Origin of the sequence: Streptomyces sp. NPDC097617 (assembly GCF_044761485.1) — a bacterium.
Lineage (GTDB): Bacteria > Actinomycetota > Actinomycetes > Streptomycetales > Streptomycetaceae > Streptomyces.
This window is the reverse complement of record NZ_JBIWCL010000001.1, coordinates 129,363-154,315: the sequence shown is the minus strand read 5'-3', so window position 1 is coordinate 154,315 and position 24,953 is coordinate 129,363. Positions and strand designations below refer to the sequence as shown.

Below are 24,953 nucleotides of genomic sequence, written 5' to 3'. Positions count from 1 at the left end.
CGCCGGAAACCAGCGGGGTCCAGGACATCGCGTCAGAAAGACGATTACACTGGGCCCCGTGCCTCAACTTCGACTCGCTCTGAATCAGATCGACTCGCACGTCGGCGACATCGCCGCCAACGCCGACTCGGTCGTCCACTGGACCCGGCACTCCGCCGAGCAGGGCGCCCACCTGGTGGCGTTCCCGGAGATGATGCTGACCGGGTACCCCGTCGAGGACCTCGCCCTGCGCGGCTCCTTCGTGGAGGCCTCCCGTACGGCGCTGCGCGAGCTCGCCGAGCGGCTGGCGGCCGAGGGTCTCGGCGAGCTGCCGGTCGTCGTCGGCTATCTCGACCGCACCGAGCGGGCCACGCCCCGGCTGGGCCGCCCGGCCGGCTCCCCCGAGAACGCGGCCGCCGTGCTGCACCGCGGGCGGGTCGTCCTGCGCTTCGCCAAGCACCACCTCCCCAACTACGGCGTGTTCGACGAGTTCCGGTACTTCGTACCGGGCGACACCCAGCCGGTGATCCGGGTGGCCGGCGTCGACGTGGCCCTGGCCATCTGCGAGGACCTCTGGCAGGACGGCGGCCGGGTGCCGGCCACCCGCTCCGCCGGGGCCGGGCTGCTGATCTCCGTGAACGCGTCCCCGTACGAGCGCAACAAGGACGACCAACGCCTGGAACTGGTCCGCAAGCGGGCCCAGGAGGCCGGCTGCACCCTCGCCTACCTGGCGATGATCGGCGGCCAGGACGAGCTGGTCTTCGACGGCGACTCGATCGTCGTCGCCGCCGACGGTGAGGTCATCGCCCGGGCCCCGCAGTTCTCCGAGGGCTGCGTCCTGGTCGACCTCGACCTGCCCGCGGCCCGCGCCGACGCGCCCGAGGGCGTGGTGGACGACGGACTGCGCATCGAGCGCGTGATCCTCTCCGAGGAGCCCGTGGAGCCGTACGACCCGGTCGTCACCGGCGGGTACGCCGACCGGCTCGACGACGACGAGGAGGTCTACGACGCGCTGGTCGTGGGCCTGCGCGCGTACGTCCGCAAGAACGGCTTCCGCTCCGTGCTGATCGGGCTCTCCGGCGGCATCGACTCCGCGCTCGTCGCCGCGATCGCCTGCGACGCGATCGGCGCGCAGAACGTGTACGGCGTCTCGATGCCCTCGAAGTACTCCTCGGACCACTCCCGCGGCGACGCGGCCGACCTGGCCGAGCGCACCGGGCTGAACTTCCGGACCGTCTCCATCGAGCCGATGTTCGACGCCTACATGGGTTCGCTGGGCCTGACCGGTCTGGCCGAGGAGAACCTCCAGTCGCGGCTGCGCGGCACCCTGCTGATGGCCCTGTCCAACCAGGAGGGCCACATCGTGATGGCCCCGGGCAACAAGTCGGAGCTGGCCGTCGGCTACTCCACTCTGTACGGCGACTCGGTGGGCGCCTACGGCCCGATCAAGGACGTCTACAAGTCGGACGTCTTCCGGCTCGCGGAGTACCGCAACCGGGCGGCCGCCGAGCGCGAGGAGATCCCGCCGATCCCGGCGAACTCGATCGTGAAGCCGCCGAGCGCCGAGCTGCGCCCGGGCCAGGTGGACACGGACTCGCTGCCGGACTACCCGGTGCTCGACGCGATCCTGGCCATGTACGTGGACCGCGACCAGGGCATGGACGCGATCGTGGCGGCGGGCTTCGACCCGGAGCTGGTGGCCAGGACCCTGCGGATGGTGGACACGGCGGAGTACAAGCGGCGCCAGTACCCGCCGGGCACGAAGATCTCCGCGAAGGGCTTCGGCAAGGACCGCCGGCTGCCCATCACGAACGGCTGGCGCGAGCGGGCGTAGCGGATACGGCGAAGGCCCCGGCCCCTCTCCGAGGAGGGCGGCCGGGGCCTTCGCCCGCCGTGCGTCCGTCGGCGCCGCGCATCCGCCGGGCATCCGCCGGCGCCCCGCGTCCGTCAGGGCTTGACGGTGAGCCGGGCCGCGACGGGAAGGTGGTCGCTGCCGGTGCGCGGCAGGGTCCAGGAGGCCTCCGGCTTGATCCCGCGGACCATGATCTGGTCGATCCGGGCCATCGGGAACTGCGCCGGCCAGCTGAAGCCGAAGCCGTCGCCGGCCGCGCCCTGGGTGGAGCGCATCTGCGAGGTGACCTCGGACAGGGCGCGGTCGTTCATGGTGCCGTTGAGGTCGCCGAGCAGGATGACCTTCTGCAGCGGTTCGGAGGCGAGCGCGGCGCCCAGGGCGTCGGCGCTGTCGTCGCGCTGGTTGGCGGTGAAACCGGCGTTCAGCTTGACCCGGACCGAGGGCAGGTGCGCGACGAAGGCGGCGACCTCCCCCTGCGGGGTGGTGACGGTGGCGCGCATGGCCCGGGTCCAGCCCATCCGGATGTCCACGGGCGCGCTGGCGTGGATCGGGTACTTGCTCCACAGGCCGACGGTGCCCTCGACCGAGTGGTGCTTGTACGTGGCCGCGAGGGCCTTCTCGTAGACGGGGACGACGCTGCCCTTGAGCTCGGTCAGGGCCAGGATGTCGGCCCCGGACCGGGCCATCGACTCGGCGGTGCCGCGCGGGTCGGGGTTGTCGGCGTCGACGTTGTGGGTGGTCACCGCCAGGTTGCCGCCGGCGCCGGACTTGTCGGTGACCAGGCCGCCGAAGAGGTTCGTCCAGACCGCGGCCGCCAGCAGTATCGCGAGGAGCGCGGTCGCGGACCTGCGGTAGACGGCCCCGGCCAGCAACAGCGGGACGGCCAGGCCCAGCCAGGGCAGGAAGGTCTCGGTGAGGCTGCCGAGGTTGCCCACGTCGTTGGGCAGGTCCGCGTGGAAGATCATGACGAGTGAGATCAGCGTGGCGATCCCGGCGAGGACCAGTCCGCGCCGCCAGATGCCCGGGTCCGTGCGCAGTGCGGCCAGCCGGCGCCGGAGGCGGGTTCCGGAGGGCTCGGGTTCCGAGCCGCCGTTCCCCGACTCCGTCATGTACGCCTGTGCCATACCACTGCCCTCACTGCCGTGCTCGCGCTCCGTCCCCGCCCCTTGACCCTAGGCGATGAAGCGGAGCCTTCCGTGCCGTACGTCACGACCGCCTGTCACGGTCGTACGTCCGGGAGGACGAACGACCGTGCGCAGGGGGTTCCGCTTGTCACGAAACGCGCACATTGGATCCCGTGTCCCGGCTCGCACGGCGGACCACTTCCGCCTTCGGCCACCCGGATGTCACCATGGGGGGTGAGTCCGGGGACGCCGTGAGGGCGCCTCGAGATGACACAAGGAGCAGTTGCAATGACGCCTGCCGTTTCGCCTGCCCGCGAACCCGCAACAGGATCTCCGTCGGACGCACCCACCCTGTACGGAGGCACGGGCACCCGGCGCATCACCGTCCGCGACCTGACCCTCGCCAAGGAACGCGGCGAGAAGTGGCCCATGCTCACCGCCTACGACGCGATGACCGCGTCCGTCTTCGACGAGGCCGGTATCCCGGTCATCCTCGTCGGCGACTCCATGGGCAACTGCCACCTCGGCTACGACTCCACCGTCCCGGTGACGATGGACCAGATGACCATGCTCTCGGCGGCCGTCGTACGCGGCACGAGCCGTGCGCTGGTCATCGGCGACATGCCGTTCGGCTCCTACCAGGAAGGGGCCGTGCAGGCCCTGCGCAGCGCCACCCGTCTGGTCAAGGAGGCCGGGGTCGGCGCGGTCAAGCTGGAGGGCGGCGAGCGCTCGCTGGCCCAGACCGAGCTGATCGTGCAGTCCGGCATCCCCGTCATGTCCCACCTGGGCCTGACCCCGCAGTCGGTCAACGCCATGGGCTACCGGGTGCAGGGCCGCGGCGACGAGGCCGCGCACCGGCTGCTGAGCGACGCGAAGGCGGCGCAGGACGCGGGCGCGTTCGCGGTGGTGCTGGAGCTCGTTCCGGCCGAGCTGGCCGCCGAGGTCACCCGCTCCCTGCACATCCCGACGGTCGGTATCGGCGCGGGCGCCGAGTGCGACGCGCAGGTGCTGGTGTGGACCGACATGATGGGCCTGACCGGCGGGAAGATGCCGAAGTTCGTCAAGCAGTACGCGCAGCTCCGCGAGACCATGACGGGCGCGGCGAGGGCCTTCGCCGAGGACGTGGTCGGCGGAACGTTCCCGCAGGCGGAGCACGCCTTCCACTGATCGCGCGGGCGATCGCCGCGGCAGCCCGCCGACCTCGTGTCGGCGGGTTGTCGTATGTCTGTCGTACGTTTGTCGGTCGGCTGTCGGTGCTTTGTCAGTGGCGGCTGCTCCTATAGGGGCATGACGCGAAACGACAACAAGCCCAACGCCGTGGAGGTGCGGGGGCTGGTCAAGCACTACGGCGAGACCAAGGCCCTCGACGGTGTCGACCTGGACGTCCGGGAGGGCACGGTCCTCGGGGTCCTCGGCCCCAACGGCGCCGGCAAGACGACGCTGGTCCGCTGCCTCTCCACCCTGATCACCCCCGACGCCGGCACCGCCGTCGTCGCGGGTTACGACGTGGTCCGCCAGCCGCGGCAGCTGCGCCGCACGATCGGCCTGACCGGCCAGTACGCCTCGGTCGACGAGAAGCTCTCCGGCTGGGAGAACCTCTACATGATCGGGCGGCTGCTCGACCTCTCCCGCAAGGACGCCCGCCGCCGCGCGGACGAGATGCTGGAGCGGTTCTCCTTGACCGACGCGGCCAGGAAGGCCGCCATGAACTACTCCGGCGGTATGCGCCGCCGGCTCGACCTCGCCGCCTCCCTGATCGGCAACCCGGCCGTGCTCTACCTCGACGAGCCGACCACCGGTCTGGACCCCCGCACCCGCAACGAGGTGTGGGACGAGGTCCAGCGCCTGGTCGCCGAGGGGGCCACCGTGCTGCTCACCACCCAGTACATGGAGGAGGCCGAGCAGCTCGCCAGCGAGCTGACGGTCATCGACCGCGGCAAGGTCATCGCCAACGGCAAGGTCGACGAGCTGAAGGCGCGTGTGGGCGGCCGCACCCTGAAGATCCGCCCGGTGTCCGCATCGGACCTGCCGGGCATGGCCCGCGCGCTGGCCGAGGCCGGGCTGGACGGCGTGGCCGGCAGCCAGGCCGTACCGGACGAGGGCGTGCTGCTGGTCCCGATCCTGAGCGACGAGCAGCTGACGGCCGTCGTCGGCCTGCTGGCCGGCCGCGGGTACGCGATCGCCGACCTCGGCACCTACCTGCCCAGCCTCGACGAGGTGTTCCTGGCCATCACCGGCCAGAGGCCGACCTCCATCGAGGACTCCGTTCCCACCGAGCAGACCGAGGAGGTCGCGGCATGAGCACCGTAACCACGACGAAGCCCGCGCCGACGGCGCCCGGTCCGGCCCCGGTGAACGGCCGGTCCGGCGAGGGCCGGATCGGACTGCGCGCCAACCTGCGGCACATCGGCGCGCTGGTGCGCCGCAACGCCCTGCAGATCAAGCAGGACCCCGAGTCGATGTTCGACGTCCTGTTCATGCCGATCATCTTCACGCTGCTGTTCGTGTTCGTCTTCGGCGGCGCGATCTCCGGCAAGGGCAACCAGGCGGAATACGTCAACTACGTCGTCCCGGGCCTGATGGCCATGATGGGCATGAACATCGCGATGGCGGTGGGCACCGGGGTCAACGACGACTTCAAGAAGGGTGTGATGGACCGGTTCCGGTCCATGCCGATCGCCCGGTCCTCAGTGCTCCTCGCCAAGATCGTGGTCGAGCTCGGCCGGATGATGGTGGCCATCGCGATCCTGCTCGCCGTGGGCTTCATCCTCGGCCTGTCGATCAAGTCCTCGGTGCTGGACCTGTTCCTCGCCATCGGGCTGTCCGCCGTCTTCGGCAGTGCGCTGATGTGGATCTTCATCCTGCTCGGTCTCACCATGAAGACCGCGCAGGCCGTCCAGGGCATGGCGATGCTGGTCCTGATGCCGCTGCAGTTCGGCAGCTCGATCTTCGCCCCGCCGACCACGATGCCTGACTGGCTGCAGGCCTTCACGGACTACAACCCGCTGTCCAACCTGGCCGACGCCGCCCGGGCACTGATCAACGGGGCGCCGGTGGGCGACTCGGTGTGGATGACCCTGGCCTGGTCGGTCGCCATCACCGCGATCACCATGCCGCTCGCGGTACGGAAGTTCCGCCAGAAGACCTGATCCGCGGACCGATCCGTTCCGGATCGCGTCCCGGACGGACACCGGCCGGGGGCCGGATCAGATGAGGGCGGTGGCCTCCTCCAGGGAGAGGCCGCCGCCTTCGGCGTAGGCCTTCTCGTAGTCGGCGTCGCCCAGCGCCGCCCGTGCCAGCTCCTGGGCGCCGGCGAAGTCCTCGCGCTCGGTCGTCACGGGGAAGTGCCCGGGCGGCAGCTGCGCGTGGTAGGCGCCGAGCAGCCGGGCGGCGTCGTACTCCCGGCGTGGCCCGCCGAGCGAGACCAGTGAGAGGGCCGCGGTCAACAGGTAGACCGCCGGCATCTGCGGGGCCACCATCCGCGCCATCGGGTCCAGGGCGGTGCCCATCGCCCGGCGCAGCCGGTCGAGCGCCTCCTCGTAGAGCCCCTGCCGGTTGTCCAGCCAGGCCATCGTGCCCAGCAGGAAGCCGTCGAAGATGGCGAACGCGCCGAAGGCGAACTCGTCCCGCAGCAGCTGCAGCTGGCGCCGCGCCTCGGGGATCCGTCCCGTGCGGCCGAGGATGCCCGCGAGGAACATCCGGGCGGCGGGCATGGCCTCGTTGCCGTACCGCTGCACCGTGGCGGTGATCTCGGTGAGGATCCGCTCGGCCTCCTCGATGCGGCCGGCCTCGGTCAGCGTTCCCGCCATTCGTACGCGCAGCACCGTCACCTGGGCCATGGCGCCGAGGCGTTCGGCGTACGCGATCGCCTCGTGGTAGTCGCGGGCCGCCAGCGCGTACTCGCCGCGCTTCTCGCGGGCCTCGGCGCGGGCGGACAGCGCTTCGGCGCAGCCCCAGGCGTCGCCGAGTTCGTGGAACAGGGCCAGGCTCTCGTCGGCGTCGCGCGAGGCGTCCCCGGCCCAGTCGGCCCGGTTGGCGAGGATGTTGGCGCGCAGCTGGAGCCCGGAGGCCAGCTCCCAGCGGTAGCCGAGCTCGCGGGCGGTCGCGACGGTCGCGTCGACGACCTGCTGGAGCAGGCCGGGGTCGCCGGCGATCATGACGGCGTAGATCCACAGGGAGGCGGGGGTCCGGCAGGTCTGCGGGAGTCCGGGCCGGTAGGTGGCGAGCACCCCGTCGATCAGGACGCGCACCGAGGGGCTGTTCCAGGTCTCGTTGGTCTGGTCGCGGGAGGCGAGCAGCACCAGGTTGAGCGCGCGCCAGCCCTCGGTGCGGGTTTCGCCGGAGTAGGGCGGCGGTGTGTCGACGAGCCGTTCGTAGACGGGCTCGGCGGGGGTGAAGGGCGCTTCGAAGGGGTTGGGGCCCAGCGCCGCGGCGGCCTCGGCCCAGTGCCGGGACTCGGAGCGCAGGTCGTGCATGTGCCAGTACCAGCCCAGCGAGTGGACCAGGCACAGGACTTCGTCGGCGTCGCGGACGGCGATGGCCCGGCGCAGGGCGGTACGCAGGTTCTCGTACTCGGTGGCGAGGCGGTCGGCGGCCTCCCGCTGGCCGTGGCCGCGCAGCAGCGGCTCGGTGGTGCGGGCGAGTTCGCGGTAGTGGACGAGGTGGCGGTGCTCGGTGGCCTCGCGGTCGCCGGCGCTCTCGGCGAGGCGCTCGGCGGCGTACTCACCGACCGTTTCCAGCAGGCGGTAGCGCATGCCGCGGCCGTCGGGGCCGGGGGCGGCCACGACGAGGGATTTGTCGACGAGGGAGCCGAGGACGTCGGCGGCGTCGTAGCGGGTGGGGTCCGAAGGTTCGGCGCAGACGGCCTCGGCGGCGGCCAGGTCGCAGCCGCCGGCGAAGACGGACAGCCGGCGCAAGACGGTGCGTTCGGACTCGTCGAGCAGGTCCCAGGACCAGTCGACGACGGCGCGCAGGGTCTGCTGGCGGGGCAGGACCGTACGGCTGCCGCTGGTCAGGAGCCGGAAGCGGTCGTCGAGGCGGTCGGCGATCTGCCGCGGGGTGAGCAGCCGCAGCCGGGCGGCCGCCAGCTCGATCGCCAGCGGCAGCCCGTCGAGGCGGCGGCAGATCTCGGCGGCCGCCGCCGGGTCCTCCGCCACGCTGAACCCGGCGCGGGCGGCGGCCCCGCGGTCGCCGAGCAGCCGCAGCGCGATCGGGTCGGGCAGCGGTTCCACCGGGCGCAGGGACTCCCCCGGGACGCCGAGGGGTTCGCGGCTGGTGGCCAGGATCCGTACGCCGGGGCAGTGCGTGAGGAGGCGTTCCGCGAGAGCGGCTGCCGCGCCGATGACGTGCTCGCAGTTGTCGAGCAGCAGCAGGAGCCGGCGCCGTGCGCAGTGCTCGGCGAGCCGGTCGAGGGGGTCGTCCCCGGCGCGTTCGGTCAAGGCCCGCAGCTCCTCGGCGGCGGCGGCGCGCAGCTTGGTCTCGCGGGCGCCGAGCGCGGCGAGGGTGGCTTCGGCGACATCGTCGGGGTCGCCGTGCCCGTCGACGGGAGCCAGTTCGACGAGCCACACCCCGTCGGGCCAGGCGCTCTCGTCCTGGGCCTCGGCGGCCTCCTGGGACAGCCGCGTCTTGCCGGCGCCGCCGGGTCCCAGGAGCGTGACGAGGCGGGCCCGCGCCAGGTCCTCGCCGATGGTGCGGATGTCGTCCTCGCGCCCGACGAAGGTGGTCAGCCGGGCGCGCAGGTTGCCGGCGGACACGGGGGCGGGATCGGGGGCGGGGGCGGTCGCGGCCGTGGGGCGCGGCCCGGGATCCGAGGCCAGCAGTTCGGTGTGCAGGGCGCGCAGCTCCGGGCCGGGATCGGTGCCCAACCGGTCGGACAGCTCCCGGCGGACGCTGTCGTACGCGGCCAGCGCCTCCGCCGGCCGGCCCGCGTCGCGCAGGGCCCGGATGCGCAGGGTGTGCAGCGGCTCGTCCAGCGGCTGCTGTGCGCACAGCGCGGTCAGCTCCGGCAGGGACCGCTCCGCCTCGCCCAGCGCCAGGGCCGCGGCGAGCCGCCCCCGGTGCGCGTCCGTCCGTACGGCCTCCCAGCGGGCGGCCTCCGCGCCCGGGTCCGGCAGATCGGCCAGGGCGGGGCCGCGCCACAGCGCGAGGGCCTCCTCGTACCGGGCCGCCGCCTCGGCCGGGTCGGGCGCCGCACCCGCGACCCGCACCAGCCGCTCGAAGCGGTACAGGTCGATGTCCTCCCGCTCGGCGGCCAGCTGGTAGCCGCCCTCCGCGGACAGCACGGCCGCGTGCCCGAGCGCCCTCCGCAGCCGGGCGACGAGCGCCTGCAGGGCCGCCACGGCTTCGGCCGGCGGGTCGGCGTCCCACACCTCGGCCACGAGCAGCCGGGCCGGCACCACTCGCCCCGGCCTCAGCGCGAGAGCGGTCAGGAGCGCCCGAAGGCGCGCTCCGCCGACGGCCACGGGGGTCCCGTCGTCGTGGATGGCCTGGGCGGTTCCGAGGATCGCGTAACGCACCGGCCCATTGTCCCCGCAACCGGACCCGACCCCACACCGTTTTACGCCAGGGCCCCGGGATAGGTTGCCCGCATGGGTCATCAGGGCGGCCGCGGCGAGCGGCGGATCAGTTCGGTATTCCTCGGCATCGCCGCGATCATGGCCGTCACGGGATGGGCGGTGTGGACGGGGTACTCGGCGAGCGCCGGTCTCGCCGTGTTCCTCTTCGTGACCTCGGCGTGGATCGTCTCCCTGTGCCTGCACGAGTACGCGCACGCCCGCACCGCCCTGCACGGCGGCGACCTCACGGTGGGCGCCAAGGGCTACCTGACGCTGAATCCGCTCAAGTACACGCACGCGCTGCTCAGCATCGTGCTGCCGGTGGTCTTCGTGATCCTGGGCGGCATCGGCCTGCCCGGCGGCGCCGTCTTCATCGAGCGGAACCGGATCCAGGGCCGCTGGAAGCACAGCCTCATCTCGGCGGCGGGCCCGCTGACCAACGTGGCCTTCGCCCTCGTGTGCACGGCCCCGTTCTGGCTGGGCGCCCTCGACGGCGTGCCGCTCGCCTTCCGCTACGCGCTCGCCTTCCTCGCCATGCTCCAGGTCACCGCGGCGATCCTGAACTTCCTGCCGGTACCGGGCCTCGACGGCTACGGGGTCATCGAGCCCTGGCTGTCGTACCGGGTGCGCCGCGAGCTGGAGCCGCTGGCGTCGTTCGGCCTGCTGGCCGTGTTCGCGCTGCTGTGGATCCCGGGGGTCAACGCGTTCTTCTTCGGCGCGGTGGACGGCCTGATGTCCGCACTCGGCGTCTCGGACGTCGAGTCCTACTGCGGCCGCGAGCTCTACAACTTCTGGCGCGACACGGACCCCCGCTGCGCCGTCCCGCAGGGCTAGGCCGTTTCTGAGGATCCTCCGATTGGCCAGGTCTGCGCTGGGGCGGGCCACGTGCCGCCGGCGCCGGCCCGGCGAGACGGCGCCCGCTCCGGACCGACCAGGGCTTCGACGTGCGAGGATTCGGGCGGGCACGGCAGTGGGTCGGCCCGATGAAAGGTACCGCGACATGGCAGCAGGATTTTCGGACTGGAAAGTCAACCGACAGTACGCGGAGAACGACCGGGTCTCCTACCAGGGGAAGCAGTACCGCTGCCTGATGCCGAACAAGTCCAACTCCGCGTCCAACCCCAAGACGGCCGTGAAGCTGTGGCAGCAGTACTCGGTGTGACCGGCCAGCTGCTCGGGGCCGGCAGGTGGAAGCCGATCTCCTCGGCCGCCGTTCGTTCCGGTCCAGGAGGAAGCATCGCCACGCGCGCACGGGCGGCTTCCGCGTAGTCGCCTTAGACGGCGTTGCGCGCGGCGGCGGCCTTCTCGGCCTTCGCCTTGCGCAGGTAGTACCAGGCCATGTTGGACGTGAGGCCGGCCAGCAGCACCCACACGATCCCGAGGAAGCTGCCCTCCACGAAGGCGACGACGGCCGCGGCCACCGCACAGACGCAGACGACAACGGCGAAGACGGCAAGGCGGGGCATGGGAAGAGCTCCTCGAAAACACTGAACGGGGCCGAGCCCCTCCAGTGTCCCCCATGCCCCGCAGTGCTGTCGTAAGGACGCCGTCGATCGCATCGGGCTCGTTTTCGGCTTCACCTGACCTCGGGTGCCCCTGGGCATTACGGTTCGGCGGTAACGCGCCGTAATGCCGCGCGGGACAGAACGAACGGCCCGGCCTGCTCGGCCCGCGACGGACGACACCGGGCGAGTGGGGGGGAACACGCATGCAGGAGATCTCCAAGGGCGCGAACGTCAGCCTGACCGCCCTCAGTGAGGACGCCGGAGCGGTCGTCGTGAGCCTGGGCTGGACCAGTGCAACCGGAGCCGGCGACGCCGACGTCTCCGTGCTGCTCCTGGACGAGAACGGCAAGATCCGCAGCGAGAACGACTTCTACTTCTACAACAACCCCGCCGCCGCGGACGGCAGCGTCCAGCTCCTCGGCAAGACGCCGACCGCGAACGGCGACGAGGACCGCATCAGCGTGGACCTCACCGCCGTCCCCGAGGACGTGGCGCGGATCGTGGTGGCGGCCAGCCAGTACGGCGGCGCGCGCTTCGGCGATCTGGACGACCTGCGGATGACCGTCGCAGACCGGTCGGGGGAGCCGCTCGTCGGCTACTCCATCGAGGACGCGGGGGTGGAGACGGCCTTCGTCTTCGGCGAGCTGTACCGGCGCGGCGAGGACTGGAAGTTCCGCGCCGTGGGACAGGGGTACGAGACCGGGCTCGCCGGTCTGGCCACGGACTTCGGCATCGACGTGGACGAGGGCGCCGAGGAGCCCCCGGCCTGCACCGCGACCCCGGCCGAGGGCGCCGAGCCAAAGACGGCGGCTGTCGCCGCCGTCGCGGTGGCCGCCGTGGCCGTGGCGCCGGAGAAGGGCGCACCGTCGGCGGTGGTGGCCGTGGCAGCGGCGGAGCAGGTGAGCGCCACCGTGCCCGCCCAGACCCGCGGACGCGCGACGCGCACGACGAAGAAGAAGGTCACCCTGCCCAAGGTGGCCAAGAAGTCGCTCGCCGAGAATGACTCCTGGCGCACCGCGCGGCTCTTCCCCGTCCCCTCCCTCAAGAGCGACAAGGAGCGCGAGGTCCGGGCGACCTCCGTCCTGCTCTCCGTCATGGCGCAGGTCCCCGAGCTGGGCCGCCGCCTCACCGCCGGGTTCGGGGCGCCCGCCGGCCGTATGCAGACCTTCACCGAGGTCCCCCTCCCCCACGGCGACACCCCCAAGCGACCGGACGGGGTGATCCGGGTGGAACGCGCGGGCAAGCTGTGGACCGCCCTCGTCGAGACGAAGACGCACGGCAACCCGCTCAAGGACGAGCAGGTCCAGCAGTACATGGACATCGCAGCCCGGCGCGGCTACGAGGCGGTGATCACGCTCTCCAACGACGTGGCCCTGGACGGCTCGCCGGTGGTCGACGTCAAGATCGACGGGCGGCGCAAGCACAAGGTCAGCCTCTGGCACCTGTCGTGGGCGGAGGTGGCCCACCAGGCCCAGATGCTGATCCGCCACGAGGGGGTCGGCAACGCCGCCCACGCCTGGCTGCTCCAGGAGCTGCTGGAGTACCTCCAGCACGAGAACTCGGGCTGCCACGGGTTCCAGAACATGGGCCCCGCCTGGGTGCCCGTCCGCAAGGGCATCGAGGACGAGACCATCAGCCCCGACGACGTGCGCGCCGTCGACGTCGTCGAGAGCTGGGAGCGGCTGATCCGCCAGGTCTGCTTGCGCCTCGGCGGCGAGTTGGGGCAGAAGGCCCTGCCCGTGCAGCGCACCCGGCAGGGCGGCGACCCCCGGGCCCGCCGGGTCGCGGCGGCCGCGGCCCTGTGCGCCGACGGGAGGCTGTCGGCCGAACTGCGCATCGACGGTACGAGTTCCGTGATCGCCGTCACCGCCGATCTGCGGACCGGCAAGGTCCGCACCTGCGTGGACGTCCCCGCCCCGGAGGGCTCGTACCCGCTGGCCACGGCGAAGCGGCTGCTGCGGGTACTGGCCGAGGCGCCGGCGGACCTGCACGTCCAGAGTCTGGTGGAGGGTGAGAACGGGCCGCGCGGCACGCTGGAGCGGCTGCGGCCCGAGCCCGGCGACCTGCTGCCCAAGGACGGGGCGGCGCCGACCGGCTTCCGGCTGTCGCTGATCAAGGGGATGGGCAACACCCGCGGCAACACGGAGTCCGGCTTCATCCGCGGCGTCGACGATGCCGTCGACCGCTTCTACCAAGGGGTGGTGGCCCACCTGGGCGCCGTCGAGGCGCGCGGCGGCCGCCGGGGCTGACCGGGTTCCCCGGTGGTCCGGTCCCGGCCCGAAGGGGCCCGGACCGGACGCCCCGGCGTGGCGCGGCGTCCGGACGCGGCGCCCGGACGCGGCTCAGACGTCCGTGATGCGCAGGCCCGCGTGGGCCTTGTAGCGGCGGTTGGTGGAGATCAGGTTGGCCACCAGGGACTCGACCTGGTGGGCGTTACGCAAGCGGCCCGCGAAGACACCGCGCATGCCCGGGATGCGGGCGGCCAGGGCCTGGACGATGTCCGTGTCGGCGCGGACCTCGCCGAGGACCATCACGTCCGTGTCGATCTCGTCGATCGACTCGTCCTGGAGCAGGACGGCCGAGAGGTGGTGGAAGGCCGCCGTGACGCGGGAGTCCGGGAGCAGGGCGGCGGCCTGCTGGGCGGCGCTGCCCTCTTCGACCTGGAGGGCGTAGGCGCCCTGCTTGTCGAAGCCCAGCGGGTTGACGCAGTCCACCACGAGCTTGCCCGCGAGGTCCTCGCGGAGCGCTTCGAGGGTCTTGGCGTGGCCCTCCCACGGCACCGCGATGATCACGATGTCGCTGCGGCGCGCGCACTCGGCGTTGTCCGCGCCCTCCACGCCGAGGCCCAGTTCGTCGGCCGCGGTCCGCGCGCGGTCGGCGGCGCGGGAGCCGATGATCACCTTCTGGCCGGCCCTGGCGAGCCGGTAGGCCAGGCCCCGGCCCTGGTCTCCGGTGCCGCCGAGGACGCCCACGACGAGGCCGGACACGTCCGGCAGCTCCCACGGGTCCTTGGCCGGCGGCTTCTGCGTGTTGTCTGAGGAAGTCATGGGGGCGAGGGTACTGCCGGGTAGCCCACAGTCGAAGGGCGAGGAACCGCTCCCTCGTGTCCCCCGCATGGTGCAGGATGCCGATATGGACGCCGTGAGGGTCGCGCTGCTGCGCGAAGTGCTCGCCGGTACGCAGTGGCCGGGTGCCGCGCGCCGCTTCGCCTGGTCGCTGCGCCGGTCGGTCGTACCGGCCGGCGGGCAGCTGCTGCTGGTCGGGACCGAGGGCTACGAGCCCTGGCATCTGGCGGCGCACCTGGTGGACGAGGCCGCCTGGTCGGGTCAGCCGGAGCTGGCGCCCACGCTCGTACGCCACCACGTACGGGCCGGGGAGCCGCCGCACCTGTCGGTGGGGCTGGGCAGGCTGGCGGCGGCCCGGCGCGGGCACACGCTGCTGGTGGTGGCGCCCGGGGCGCCGGGCGAGGGGCTGCTGGAGCGCGTCCACGACGCGCGGCGCGCGGGGGCCACCGTACTGTCCCTGGACGGCGGGGACCCGGATCTGGGCACGCTGGCGCACGAGGCGCTGTCGGTGCCGGCGACGGCGTCCGGCCCCGCGCCCGACGGCGAGATGGATCTCGACACGGTGCAGCACCTGGTCAGCGCGGCGGCCGGGGAGAACGGCCTGCCGGCGCAGCGCGACCCGCGGCGGTTCCGGGACCGGCTGGCGCGGCTGGCCGACCGGCTGACCGCGCCGCCGCCCAGCCGCTGGTAGGGCCTACGCCCCGCCCGTGCCGGTGGTGCCCTCTTCGTCCTCGCGGGTCCTGTCGTTCCACTTGGGGTCGTTCTGCCATTCGAGGTTGCGTTCCTGCGCCGTCTCCATGGCGTGGTTCGCCTCTTCCGGTGTGCCGTAGGGCCCGAACCGGTCCTTGGCCGGGCACTCGGGGCCTTCCTCGACCTTCTTGTGGACCAGGCAGTAGTACCACTCGCCGGGTTTGCCCACCTGACGCTTCTTGAACAGGGCCATCGTCGTCGGGCTCCTCTCGTACCTCTCCGTCCCGCCATGCTGCCCCATCCCCGCTGGATACACTCGCTCGTATGTCTGGCCAGTCGCTGCTCGTACCAGGCGAGCTCTCTCCCGTCCGTTCCGTTCCCGGAAACATCCGCCGGCCCGAGTACGTGGGCAAGCCCGCGCCCACTCCGTACACCGGACCGGAGGTGCAGACGGCCGAGACCATCGAGGCCATGCGCATCGCCGGCCGGATCGCCGCCCAGGCGATGGAGGAGGCCGCGAAGCTGATCGCGCCGGGGGTGACCACCGACGAGCTCGACCGGGTCGCCCACGCGTACATGTGCGACCACGGGGCCTACCCCTCGACGCTCGGCTACCGGGGCTTCCCCAAGTCGCTGTGCTCCTCCGTGAACGAGGTCATCTGCCACGGCATCCCCGACTCCACCGTCCTGCGCGACGGCGACATCGTGAACCTCGACGTGACCGCGTACATCGGCGGCGTGCACGGCGACAACAACGCGACCTACCTGTGCGGGGAGGTGGACGAGGAGTCGCGGCTGCTGGTGGAGCGCACCCGGGAGGCGCTGAACCGGGCCATCAAGGCCGTCAGGCCGGGTCGCCAGATCAACATCATCGGCCGGGTCATCGAGTCGTACGCGAAGCGCTTCGGCTACGGCGTGGTCCGGGACTTCACCGGCCACGGCATCAACTCGTCCTTCCACTCCGGCCTGATCGTCCCGCACTACGACAGCCCGCACGCCACCACCGTCATCGAGCCCGGGATGACCTTCACCATCGAGCCGATGCTGACCCTGGGCACCCACGAGTACGACATGTGGGAGGACGGCTGGACGGTCGTCACGAAGGACCGCAAGCGCACGGCGCAGTTCGAGCACACGCTGGTGGTCACGGACTCGGGTGCCGAGATCCTGACCCTTCCGTAGCCGCTAGGGCCGGAGAACTGCCGCCGGGCCCGGTGCACCTGTGCACCGGGCCCGGACCTGTTCCTCGGACTCCCCGAGGGGCTACGCGCTGAGCGGGAACTGCTCGCCCAGCTCGCGGAAGACCGCGCCGTTGAAGTCGAAGGCGCGCTTGCACTCGTCGATGATGCGCTGCTTCTCCAGGTCGTCCGCGCCGATGGCGTCCAGCAGCTCGCGGTAGGTCCGCTTGAAGGCCGCCGGGTTGGAGATGTCCGCGAAGACGTAGAACCGGACGCCGTCGCCCTTGCGCTCGAAGCCCCAGGTCCGCTCGGCCTTGTCCCGGATGATCTGGCCGCCCGAGAGGTCGCCCAGGTAGCGGGTGTAGTGGTGGGCGACGTACCCGCCCGGCCACTGCGCCGCGCACTCGGCCACCCGGTCGGCGTACGCACGCGTCGCGGGCAGGGCCACCACGTTCTCGCGCCAGTCCGGCCCCACCAGGTGGGCGAGGTCGCGCTCGATCTCGGCGACGCGCATCAGCTCCGGCTGGATGAACGGGCCGGCCACCGGGTCGTCCTTGAGGGACTCGGCCGCGTCCTCCAGGGCCCGGTACACGAACCACAGCTGCTCCGTGTAGCGCGTGTACGCGTCCACTCCGAGCCGTCCACCCAGCAGATCGCTCATGAAGGTCGACGTCTCGGCCTCGGTGTGCTGCTCGTGCGAGGCGACGCGGATGACCGTAGAGAAGGCGTCCAAGGCGGACCTCCAGGAAGAGGAAACAGGCGCGACGGGGCTGCCGTCACGCCTGATCCTCCTACTTAGGCATGCCTAAGTCAATGGGTTCCCGACGCCTTGTCGGTAAAAAGTCCCGCGCAGCGAACGGCTGTGGCGCAGGGGGCGGACCAGGGGATGGGCCGGGACGGAACAGGGGTGGATCAGGCCGGCTGCGGGGCGAAGCGGACGCGGCCGCCGATCTCCACCGTGCCGTCCGGGCCGGGGGCGGTGAGGATCTGGGAGCCGGCGCCCTGGGTGATGTTCAGGGCGCGGCCCAGCTGGGCGGTCAGCAGGATCGCCGCCGAGCCGGTGGCCTCGTCCTCCGCGATGATCCCGTCGGGCCGGCGCGGGAAGCCCCGGGCGCGCACGCGGCCGGCGGCCTCGTCCTCCCAGGCCCAGGCGTACAGCCACCCCTCGCCGGGCGGCGGGGACGGCAGCGCCTCGACCTCGGCGGCGGACGCGTACCGCTCGGTGCGCTTTCCCTCGACCCACTCGGGAAGGGCCGTGATCCAGGTGAACTCCCCGTCGTCACGGGCCCATACGGATCCGGCGGGCGGCTGGAGCTCTTCCACGTCCAGCAACCACGCGACCCCGACCAGCGGATGTCCCGCGAAGGACATCCGCGTGCCGGGGGTGCGGATGTCGACGACCCCGCGCTCGGGGTCGTCGACGAACACCGTCTCGCTGTAGCCGAGTTCGGCGGCCAGCGCCTGCCGCGACGCGTCGTCGGGGCAGGTGCGGCCGTCGCGTACGACACCGAGCAGGTTGCCGAACCGGCCGTCACCCGCGCAGAAGACCTTCAACACGTCGAGATCGTTCACGCGGGAATTGAAGCACGGCTCAGACCTGGGCCGTACGACGCCTGCGCGCGAAGTACACCGCGCCCGCACCGGCCGCGATCACCACGCCCGAGGTGGTGAGCAGGGCCCCGGCGGGTATCTCGGCGCCGGTGTTCGCGAGGTTGCCGCCGACGGTGGAGCTGCCGCCGCCCACGGTGCCGCCCGTACCGCCGGTGGTGGTGCCGGTCGTCCCGCCCGTGGTGCCGCCGTTCGAGCCGCCCGTCGAGCCGCCCGTCGAGCCGCCGGTCGTGCCACCGGTGCTGGGCAGGGTCGCGTCCTTGTCCACCGCCACGGCGAAGGTGAGCGGGTCGATCGCGTCGCCCGCCTTGTACATGGAGCCGGTGGTGTCGTTGGCGAAGGCGCCCGCGCCCTCGGCGGTGAAGACGGCCGGGACCGCGTTCAGCGCCAGGACGCCGTTCTTGGTCTTGTAGTCGGTCTTCGACAGATCGAGCGTGGCGAAGCGCAGGCCCGTCTTGGTGCCGGAGCCGTTCGTGACGTCCACGTAGAGGGTGCCGGTCTTGCCGGTGGCCTCGACCCGGGGGTTGCCGAAGGTCATGTCTATGCCGTGGGCCGCGTACTGGAAGCGGAGGTTGCCCGCGAAGGAGGCGTTCAGCTTCTGCTTCTTGACGTCCAGGTCGCCCTTGCCGAAGGCGAAGTCGAAGGTGTCGCCGCTCTTGGCGGCGCCGCCGGCCGGGGTGATCGAGCCCGCGCCCAGGACGTACTTGCGGAAGGACTCCTTCACGCCCCACGTCAGCTTGCCGCTGAGCACCTTCTGCGTGTCGTCGGCCGGAGGCGTCGGGTTCTTGGTGGTGGTGGACGGGTCCGGCTCGGGCGCCGGCTTCTCGAACTCCAGCTTGGCGTTGAGCGGGTCGCCCGGCTTGTCCTTGTAGCCCGCCGAACCGAGGGCGTCCGCGGCCTCCTGGGTGAGCGTGGTCGCCAGGTTGGTCATCGACTGGCCGGTGAAGGCCACGGTGGCCATCGGCACGTCCTGGGTGGTCGTGCCGCCCTTGGTGACGTCCGCAGTGAGCTTCTTGGTGCCGGTGTCGATACGGATGTCCGAGAGCTTGACCTCGAAGCCGTGGCCGGTCGGCGGGGCGGGCGAGGAGAAGGTGACGCTGCCCTTGAAGGCCGCCTTCACCACGTGCCCGTTGGCCGGCTCGTACGCGCCGGTCGGCTCGACGAAGCGCAGCGTGCCGTCCTCGTTCTGCTTGGCGCCGTCCGCGACGGTGATGGTGCCCTTGGCCATGCCGGTCACGTAGGCGCGGTAGCTCGCGAGCACGCCCCAGTCGAGGGTGCCACCGGTGATCTTCATCGGGTCGGTGGGCGGGCCGCCCGCGGCGGTGGCGGGCAGGGCGTAGACGGTGGCGCCGAGTGCTGCGGCGGTCAGGACGGCGGCCGCGAGGGAGATCGGGCGTCGGATGGACGACATGGCTGGGTACTCCTGAAGGAACAGAGAAGGGGAGTGACGGAGGGGGAGGCGGCCTACCGGGGCGCGTCGGTGGGCGCGTCCGCGGGGCGTACGGCATCCGGTCCGGAGCCGGCGGCCGAGGCCTGGGCCGTACGCCGCTTGCGCACGATCAGGAAGCCGCCGCCGCCGGCCAGGACCAGGACGGCCACGGCGAGGGCGATGAACAGCCCGGTGCTGGAGGACTTCGCGTCCTTCGCGACCGGGGCGGGCCCGGTGGACGGCGACGCGGACGCGGGGGCGGACGAGGCCGTGGAGCCCAGGTCGGGCAGGGCGGGCAGCTGGGCGGTGGAGTCCAGGGCGACGGCGAGCGAGACGGGGTCCATCTCGGTGCCGGCCTTGTACATGGAGTTGAAGGCCTGCGAGCCGCCCTCGGTGAGGATGGCGGGGGCTTCGGTGAGGGTGGCCAGCTTGCCCTCGGTCTTCAGAGCCTGGGCGTCGAACTCGACGAGCGGGACGGCGTTCTTGGTCTGGCCGCCGGTGGTGACGTCGGCGGACAGCACGCCCTTGCCGTTCTCCACCTTCACGCTCATTTTGCCGAGCGTCAGGTCGAGGTGGGCGCCGGTGAACTGGACCGTACCGGCGAAAGCGGCGTCGAGCGTGCCTTTCGCGCCGTCGAACGCGCCCTTGCCCTGGGGGAAGCGGAACAGCGCGCCGCCGTCCTGGGCGCCCTCGGCGAGGACCCACTTGCCCTGGCCGATCGAGCCGGTGACGTACTCGCGGAAGGTGCGGCGCACTCCCCAGTCGACGGCGGCGTCGGCGAAGGCGCCGGGCGCCTGCGTGGCCTCGGTGCCGGCGCCCGGCTGCGGCGTCGCGGACTGCGAGGGCGCGGCGGCCGGGGCGGTCTTGACGTCGGCGGAGAGCGAGACGGGGTCGAGCCGGGTGCCGGCGCCGTAGTAGCCGGCGAAGGCCTTGGCACCGTCCGCGGTGAGGGTGGCCGGGAGGTTGGTGAGGGTCAGCGGGCTGGCGCCGCCCTTCATGTCGATGCCGCCGACGCCGAGGTCGGCGAAGGCGACCTGCGACTGGTCGGTGACCGCGCCGCTGTCCTTGACCTTGCTGGAGACGTCCACGTACAGGGTGCCCCTGCCCCCGGAAATCTTGACCGTCGGGCGGCTGATGGTCATGTCCAGCTCGTAGACGCCGTCGGGCTTCTGGTGGCCCTGGAAGGTCACCCCGCCCGAGTAGGAGGCCTCGAATGCGCCGGAGTCCGGGTCGTAGGAGCCGTTCGCGGAGTGGAAGCGGAACAGGCTGCCGCCGGCCGTGGCGGCTCCGCTCTTCAGCTTGAAACTGCCTTTCGCCACCGGACCCGTGACATAACTCTGGAAAGACGATTTGATGCCCCAGTCGAGCCGACCCCCCTGTACGGTGCCCGCCCGGGCGGCGGTCGCCGGGAGCAGGGCGCCCAGCAGGGCCGCCAACAGGGCGACGGCGAACGTACGGACGGGTCTCGTGGGCATGAATGCCCCCTCCTCAGGTCTAGCGAGCAAGGTTAGGCTAACCTAAGCTAACCACGGCCGGATGGACACCCCCCGGTCTCCACAACCTCAGTCGGACGATCAGGACGGTGCCTTCGTGCCTACGCCCGCCGCGTCACACCGCTTTCCCCGTCTCGCCGTTGCCGTGGCAGCACTGGCACTCGCGCTGACGGCATGCGGAGGTACGGCCACCACCCCCGGCTCATCGACCCCCGGTGCAGCCGCGGCGCCGGACCGGGTGGAGCCACTCGCTCCGGCGCCGCAGCCCGCCTTGCCGGTCACCGTGCCCTCGGTCGACGGCGCCCGGGTCACGATCGCGTCCGCGGACCGGGTCGTCCCCCTGAGCGGCAGCCTCAACGAGATCGTCCACACCCTCGGCCTCGGCGAGCAGGTCGTCGCCCGGGACATCACGGCCACCTTCGAACAGGCCGCCCAGCTGCCGGTGGTGACACGTGGCCACGACGTCTCCGCCGAGAGCGTGCTCTCGCTGCGGCCGACGCTCGTGCTCGCGGAGACCACCAGCGGTCCCGGAGAAGCGATTCAGCAGATCCGCGACGCCGGCATCCCGGTCCTCGTCATCGCCCCCGCCAAGGGGCTGGACGACGTACCGAAGCGGATCGACGCGGTGGCCGCCGCGCTCGGCGTCAAGGACGCCGGCACGCAGCTGAACCAGCGCACCGCCGACCGGATCGCCACCGTCCGCAAGGACATCCCGGCCGCCTCCGGCAAGAAGCCCCGGGTCGCCTTCCTCTACCTGCGCGGCACCGCCTCCGTCTACCTGCTGGGCGGTTCGGACTCCGGCGCCGCCTCCCTGCTGGAGGCGGCCGGCGCGATCGACACCGGCAAGGACTCCGGACTCGGCAAGGACTTCACCCCCATCACCAGCGAGGCCCTGGCCGCCGCCGCCCCCGACGCGATCCTGGTCATGTCCAAGGGCCTCGAATCGGTCGGCGGCATCGACGGCCTGGTGAAGATCCCGGGCGTCGCCCAGACCCCGGCCGGCATGGACCGCCGGGTGCTCACGGTCGACGACGGCGTCCTGCTCAACTACGGCCCGCGCACCGACCAGGTCCTCTCCTCCCTGGTCACCCAGCTGTACGGCAAGGGCGCCTGACATGGCCCTCCACGAACCCGAAACGGCGGGACAGGCCCCCCGTAACGACCTGCCGACCGGCTCTGCCGGCGCCTCCGCCGCTCCCGAGCCCACCCCGGCAACGCCCAAGCTGCGCCGGCGGAACCGCAGGCCCGCCCTCCTCACCACCGCACTCGTCGCGGCTCTCGCCCTCCTCGCTCTCGTCTCCGCCGGAACCGGCGCCTACGACATCCCCCTGCGAGACGTCCTCGCCTCCGTGCAGCACCACCTCGGCCTCGGCGGCGCCCCCCTCGACCGCGTCAGCGAGAGCGTCCTGTGGAACGTCCGCCTCCCCCGCGTCGTACTCGCCCTCCTCGTCGGCGGCAGCCTCGGCTGCGCGGGCGCGCTCATGCAGGGCGTCTTCGGCAACCCCCTCGCCGAGCCCGGCGTCATCGGCATCTCGGCCGGCGCCGCCGTCGGCGCGGTCGCCGCCATCGGCCTCGGCCTCAGCTTCTTCGGCAACTGGACGATCACCGTCTGCGCATTCGTCGCGGGCCTGATCACCGTCAGCTCGGTCTACCTCCTCTCCCGCAACGGCGGGAAGACGGAGGTCGTCACCCTGATCCTCACCGGCATCGCCGTCAACGCCTTCGCCGGCGCCCTCATCGGCCTGTTCGTCTTCTTCGCGGACAGCGGGCAGGTCAACCAGATCACCTTCTGGCAGCTCGGCTCCCTGGCCCAGGCCACCTGGCCCAAGGTCCTCGCCGTCCTGCCCTGCGCCCTCGCCGGCCTGCTCGTCGCCCCCTTCTACGCCCGCCGCCTCGACCTGCTCGCGCTCGGCGAGCGGCCCGCCCGCCACCTGGGCATCGACGTCGAACGGCTGCGCCTCGCCCTCATCCTGGTCGTCGCGCTGCTCACCGCCGCGGCCGTCGCCGTGGCCGGCGTCATCACCTTCATCGGCCTGCTCGTCCCGCACCTGCTGCGCATGGCCAACGGCCCCGGCCACCGCTTCCTGGTCCCCGGCAGCGCCCTCGCCGGCGCGCTGGTGCTCGTCGCGGGCGACCTGGCCGCCCGGACCCTCGCCCAGCCCGCCGAGCTGCCGCTCGGCGTCCTGACCGCACTGCTCGGCAGCCCGTTCTTCTTCTGGCTGCTGCGCCGCACCCGCCGCAAGCAAGGAGGCTGGGCGTGACCAGCAGGCTGACGGGGCTGCTCACCCGCACGCGAAGGACCGTCCCGGCCCGGCCCGCCCCGGGCGACGCCGTCGCCGAGGTCGTGGACCTGCACGTCCGGCTCGGGCAGCGCGAGGTCCTCTCCGGCATCGACCTGACCGCCCGGGCCGGCGAGGTGCTGGCGCTCGTCGGCCCGAACGGCGCGGGCAAGTCCACCCTGCTCGGCGCGCTCGCCGCCGACCTGCCCGCCGCCTCCGGGGAGATCCGCATCGACGGCCGCCCGCTGGACGACTGGAGTGCCCCGGACCTCGCGCTGCGCCGCTCCGTCCTCCCGCAGTCGGCCGCGCTGTCCTTCCCCTTCCCGGTGGAGGACGTCGTACGGATGGGCCGCGCGCCCTGGGCCGGCACCCCCCTCGCCGAGGCCGACGAGGAGGCGGTGGCGCTCGCCATGGCCGCCACCGAGGTCACGGACTTCGCCGCGCGCCCCTTCTCCGCCCTTTCCGGCGGTGAGCGGGCCCGAGTCGCACTGGCCCGCGTACTGGCCCAGCGGGCCCCGCTGCTGCTGCTCGACGAGCCCACCGCCGCCCTCGACCTGCGCCACCAGGAGCTCGTGCTGCGCATCTGCCGGGACCGCGCCGCCGCGGGGGACGCGGTCGTCGTCGTCCTGCACGACCTGGGACTCGCCGCCGCCTACGCGGACCGGGCCGCCGTCCTGCACGACGGGCGGATCGCCGCCCACGGCCCGCCGGCCGAGGTGTTCGAGGGCGAGCTGCTGAGCCGGGTCTACCGGCAGCCGGTGGAGGTCCTCCCGCATCCGCGCACCGGCGCCCCGCTGGTCGTCCCCGTACGGGCTTGACCCGCGCTTGACCGTGCCATGGGACTGTCGTGAAGGACCCGTGACAGGACCGTGTCCGGGGCCGTGTCCGGGGCCGTGTCCGGGGCCGAAAGCTATGAGCTGAATCACGGCACCCGGGGGTATGGGTGAGGTAAGCCTCGGTTAAGTTAGGTCCGCCTCATCGGCCTCTCCCCCTCGGGACGGCCCCTTCGTCCGACGCCAGGAGCCCCCTCATGCGCCCCGCCCGCCTCACCGTTATCGCCGCGGCCTCCGTGGCAGCCGCACTGACCGCTGTCACCGGCTGCTCGCAGAAGAGCAACGCGGGCGGCGACGACGTGATCAAGGTGGCGGCGTCCGACAGCGCCTGCGAGGTGTCGAAGACGGAGTTCCCGTCCGGCAAGGTGCAGATCGACGTCGAGAACAAGGGCTCCAAGGTCACCGAGGTGTACGTCCTCTTCCCGGACGCCCGCATCGTGACCGAGCGCGAGAACATCGGCCCCGGCACCAAGGCCTCCATCACCGCCGAGATCAAGGCGGGCGACTACGAGATCGTCTGCAAGCCCGGTATGAAGGGCGACGGCATCGCCCAGAAGGTCAAGGCCACCGGCCAGGGCGGCGGCGAGAAGCGCTCCCCCGAGATGGACGCCGCGGTCGCCGCCTACCGCGCGTACGTGGTCGCGCAGGCCGAGGAGACCCTCCCCAAGGCGCAGGCCTTCGCGGACGCGGTGAAGGCCGGCGACGTCGAGGGCGCGAAGAAGCTCTACGCCGCCTCGCGCATCGGCTGGGAGCGCACCGAGCCGGTCGCCGAGTCCTTCGGCGACATCGACCCGAAGGTGGACGTCCGCGAGGACGGCCTGGAGGCCGGCCAGGACCTGGAGAAGGACTGGACCGGCTGGCACCGCCTGGAGAAGGCCCTGTGGGCCGACAACAAGATCGGCGACCGGGAGAAGGCCCTCGCCGACACCCTGATGACGGACCTGACCGACTGGCAGAAGAAGGTCGGCCAGGCCGAGATCACCCCGACCTCGATCGCCAACGGCGCCAAGGAGCTCCTGGACGAGGTCGCCACCGGCAAGGTCACCGGCGAGGAGGAGCGCTACTCGCGCACCGACCTGGTCGACTTCAAGGCCAACGTCGAGGGCGCCCAGAAGGCGTACGAGCTGCTCAAGCCGATCGCCTCGAAGAACGACCCGGAGCTGGTCAAGCAGCTGGACACCCAGTTCGCGGCCCTGACCGTGCTGCTGGACAAGTACCGCGCCGACAAGGCCACCTACGAGTTCACCTCGTACGACAAGGTCGGCGAGGCGGAGCGCAAGGAGCTCTCGGACGGCGTGAACGCGCTCGCCGAGCCGCTCTCCAAGCTCGCCGCCGCGGTCACCAAGTAGGAGCGGAAGTGAGAA

At 72.2% G+C, this 24,953-nt stretch carries 22 protein-coding genes; 13 read left to right on the top strand and 9 right to left on the bottom strand.

Annotation, left to right across the window (positions count from 1 at the left end; all coding sequences use genetic code 11):
- Nucleotides 1-58: 58 nt before the first annotated feature.
- Nucleotides 59-1,813, top strand: coding sequence for an NAD+ synthase (locus ACIQZO_RS00810; protein ID WP_403617995.1), 1,755 nt, complete (start codon nucleotides 59-61; stop codon nucleotides 1,811-1,813).
- Nucleotides 1,814-1,926: 113 nt separating this feature from the next.
- Here the strand turns inward: ACIQZO_RS00810 and ACIQZO_RS00805 are convergent, their stop codons facing one another.
- A complete protein-coding gene (locus ACIQZO_RS00805) occupies nucleotides 1,927-2,955 on the bottom strand; it encodes an endonuclease/exonuclease/phosphatase family protein (protein WP_403617992.1) in 1,029 nt (342 codons plus the stop codon).
- Between the two features lie 288 nt (nucleotides 2,956-3,243).
- On the opposite strand from ACIQZO_RS00805, the gene panB reads away from it, so the two are divergent.
- From panB to ACIQZO_RS00790, 3 genes are all read left to right on the top strand, one after another.
- Complete coding sequence (gene panB / locus ACIQZO_RS00800; RefSeq protein ID WP_403617990.1) at nucleotides 3,244-4,122, top strand: 3-methyl-2-oxobutanoate hydroxymethyltransferase; 879 nt, start codon at nucleotides 3,244-3,246, stop codon at nucleotides 4,120-4,122.
- Nucleotides 4,123-4,242: 120 nt separating this feature from the next.
- Nucleotides 4,243-5,256, top strand: a complete 1,014-nt coding sequence (locus ACIQZO_RS00795; protein WP_403617988.1) for an ATP-binding cassette domain-containing protein — start codon at nucleotides 4,243-4,245, stop codon at nucleotides 5,254-5,256.
- On the top strand, nucleotides 5,253-6,104 hold the full coding sequence (locus ACIQZO_RS00790) for an ABC transporter permease (RefSeq protein ID WP_403617986.1): 852 nt from the start codon (nucleotides 5,253-5,255) through the stop codon (nucleotides 6,102-6,104). The genes ACIQZO_RS00795 and ACIQZO_RS00790 overlap by 4 nt, the downstream gene beginning before the upstream one ends.
- A 57-nt stretch (nucleotides 6,105-6,161) precedes the next feature.
- Here ACIQZO_RS00790 and ACIQZO_RS00785 read toward each other — a convergent pair whose 3' ends face one another.
- Nucleotides 6,162-9,470 carry an AfsR/SARP family transcriptional regulator gene (locus tag ACIQZO_RS00785; RefSeq protein ID WP_403617983.1) on the bottom strand — a complete coding sequence of 1,103 codons (3,309 nt, stop codon included), beginning with the start codon at nucleotides 9,468-9,470 and terminating at the stop codon, nucleotides 6,162-6,164.
- Between the two features lie 72 nt (nucleotides 9,471-9,542).
- Between ACIQZO_RS00785 and ACIQZO_RS00780 the strand changes: the two genes are divergently transcribed.
- Entirely contained in the window at nucleotides 9,543-10,343 is an 801-nt protein-coding gene (locus tag ACIQZO_RS00780) for a site-2 protease family protein (protein WP_403617980.1), read from the top strand.
- A 166-nt stretch (nucleotides 10,344-10,509) separates the two neighbouring features.
- Complete coding sequence (locus ACIQZO_RS00775) at nucleotides 10,510-10,671, top strand: carbohydrate-binding protein (RefSeq protein ID WP_403617976.1); 162 nt, start codon at nucleotides 10,510-10,512, stop codon at nucleotides 10,669-10,671.
- A gap of 112 nt (nucleotides 10,672-10,783) precedes the next feature.
- Here the strand turns inward: ACIQZO_RS00775 and ACIQZO_RS00770 are convergent, their stop codons facing one another.
- Nucleotides 10,784-10,975, bottom strand: a complete 192-nt coding sequence (locus tag ACIQZO_RS00770) for a hypothetical protein (protein WP_189963809.1) — start codon at nucleotides 10,973-10,975, stop codon at nucleotides 10,784-10,786.
- A 242-nt stretch (nucleotides 10,976-11,217) separates the two neighbouring features.
- On the opposite strand from ACIQZO_RS00770, the gene ACIQZO_RS00765 reads away from it, so the two are divergent.
- Complete coding sequence (locus tag ACIQZO_RS00765; protein WP_403617973.1) at nucleotides 11,218-13,263, top strand: TerD family protein; 2,046 nt, start codon at nucleotides 11,218-11,220, stop codon at nucleotides 13,261-13,263.
- Between the two features lie 93 nt (nucleotides 13,264-13,356).
- On the opposite strand, the gene npdG is transcribed toward ACIQZO_RS00765, so the two are convergent.
- Nucleotides 13,357-14,061, bottom strand: a complete 705-nt coding sequence (npdG, locus tag ACIQZO_RS00760; protein WP_403617970.1) for an NADPH-dependent F420 reductase — start codon at nucleotides 14,059-14,061, stop codon at nucleotides 13,357-13,359.
- A gap of 85 nt (nucleotides 14,062-14,146) precedes the next feature.
- Between npdG and ACIQZO_RS00755 the strand changes: the two genes are divergently transcribed.
- Nucleotides 14,147-14,770 (top strand): hypothetical protein, encoded by a 624-nt coding sequence (locus tag ACIQZO_RS00755; protein WP_403617967.1) that lies wholly within the window; start codon nucleotides 14,147-14,149, stop codon nucleotides 14,768-14,770.
- Nucleotides 14,771-14,773: 3 nt separating this feature from the next.
- Here ACIQZO_RS00755 and ACIQZO_RS00750 read toward each other — a convergent pair whose 3' ends face one another.
- The gene (locus ACIQZO_RS00750) at nucleotides 14,774-15,022 is read right to left on the bottom strand and encodes a hypothetical protein (protein ID WP_403617964.1); all 249 of its coding nucleotides are present in this window, start codon (nucleotides 15,020-15,022) and stop codon (nucleotides 14,774-14,776) included.
- Between the two features lie 71 nt (nucleotides 15,023-15,093).
- Here ACIQZO_RS00750 and map point away from each other — a divergent pair, with 71 nt between their 5' ends.
- Nucleotides 15,094-15,951 (top strand): type I methionyl aminopeptidase, encoded by an 858-nt coding sequence (gene map / locus ACIQZO_RS00745; protein ID WP_403617962.1) that lies wholly within the window; start codon nucleotides 15,094-15,096, stop codon nucleotides 15,949-15,951.
- A gap of 81 nt (nucleotides 15,952-16,032) precedes the next feature.
- Here the strand turns inward: map and ACIQZO_RS00740 are convergent, their stop codons facing one another.
- From ACIQZO_RS00740 to ACIQZO_RS00725, 4 genes are all read right to left on the bottom strand, one after another.
- Complete coding sequence (locus ACIQZO_RS00740) at nucleotides 16,033-16,680, bottom strand: heme oxygenase (biliverdin-producing) (protein ID WP_403617959.1); 648 nt, start codon at nucleotides 16,678-16,680, stop codon at nucleotides 16,033-16,035.
- Nucleotides 16,681-16,859: 179 nt separating this feature from the next.
- Entirely contained in the window at nucleotides 16,860-17,519 is a 660-nt protein-coding gene (locus tag ACIQZO_RS00735) for a PhzF family phenazine biosynthesis protein (RefSeq protein WP_403617957.1), read from the bottom strand.
- Nucleotides 17,520-17,538: 19 nt separating this feature from the next.
- Entirely contained in the window at nucleotides 17,539-18,966 is a 1,428-nt protein-coding gene (locus ACIQZO_RS00730; RefSeq protein ID WP_403617954.1) for an HtaA domain-containing protein, read from the bottom strand.
- Between the two features lie 53 nt (nucleotides 18,967-19,019).
- Complete coding sequence (locus tag ACIQZO_RS00725) at nucleotides 19,020-20,459, bottom strand: HtaA domain-containing protein (protein ID WP_403617951.1); 1,440 nt, start codon at nucleotides 20,457-20,459, stop codon at nucleotides 19,020-19,022.
- Between the two features lie 115 nt (nucleotides 20,460-20,574).
- Here ACIQZO_RS00725 and ACIQZO_RS00720 point away from each other — a divergent pair, with 115 nt between their 5' ends.
- The 4 genes from ACIQZO_RS00720 to efeO all read left to right on the top strand — a co-directional run bounded on the left by ACIQZO_RS00720 (nucleotide 20,575) and on the right by efeO (nucleotide 24,938).
- Nucleotides 20,575-21,591 (top strand): hemin ABC transporter substrate-binding protein, encoded by a 1,017-nt coding sequence (locus ACIQZO_RS00720; RefSeq protein WP_403617949.1) that lies wholly within the window; start codon nucleotides 20,575-20,577, stop codon nucleotides 21,589-21,591.
- A 1-nt stretch (nucleotide 21,592) separates the two neighbouring features.
- Entirely contained in the window at nucleotides 21,593-22,738 is a 1,146-nt protein-coding gene (locus tag ACIQZO_RS00715) for a FecCD family ABC transporter permease (protein ID WP_403617947.1), read from the top strand.
- Between the two features lie 8 nt (nucleotides 22,739-22,746).
- Nucleotides 22,747-23,574, top strand: coding sequence for a heme ABC transporter ATP-binding protein (locus tag ACIQZO_RS00710; RefSeq protein ID WP_403619159.1), 828 nt, complete (start codon nucleotides 22,747-22,749; stop codon nucleotides 23,572-23,574).
- Between the two features lie 212 nt (nucleotides 23,575-23,786).
- The gene (gene efeO / locus ACIQZO_RS00705; RefSeq protein WP_403617946.1) at nucleotides 23,787-24,938 is read left to right on the top strand and encodes an iron uptake system protein EfeO; all 1,152 of its coding nucleotides are present in this window, start codon (nucleotides 23,787-23,789) and stop codon (nucleotides 24,936-24,938) included.
- Nucleotides 24,939-24,953 lie beyond the last annotated feature (15 nt).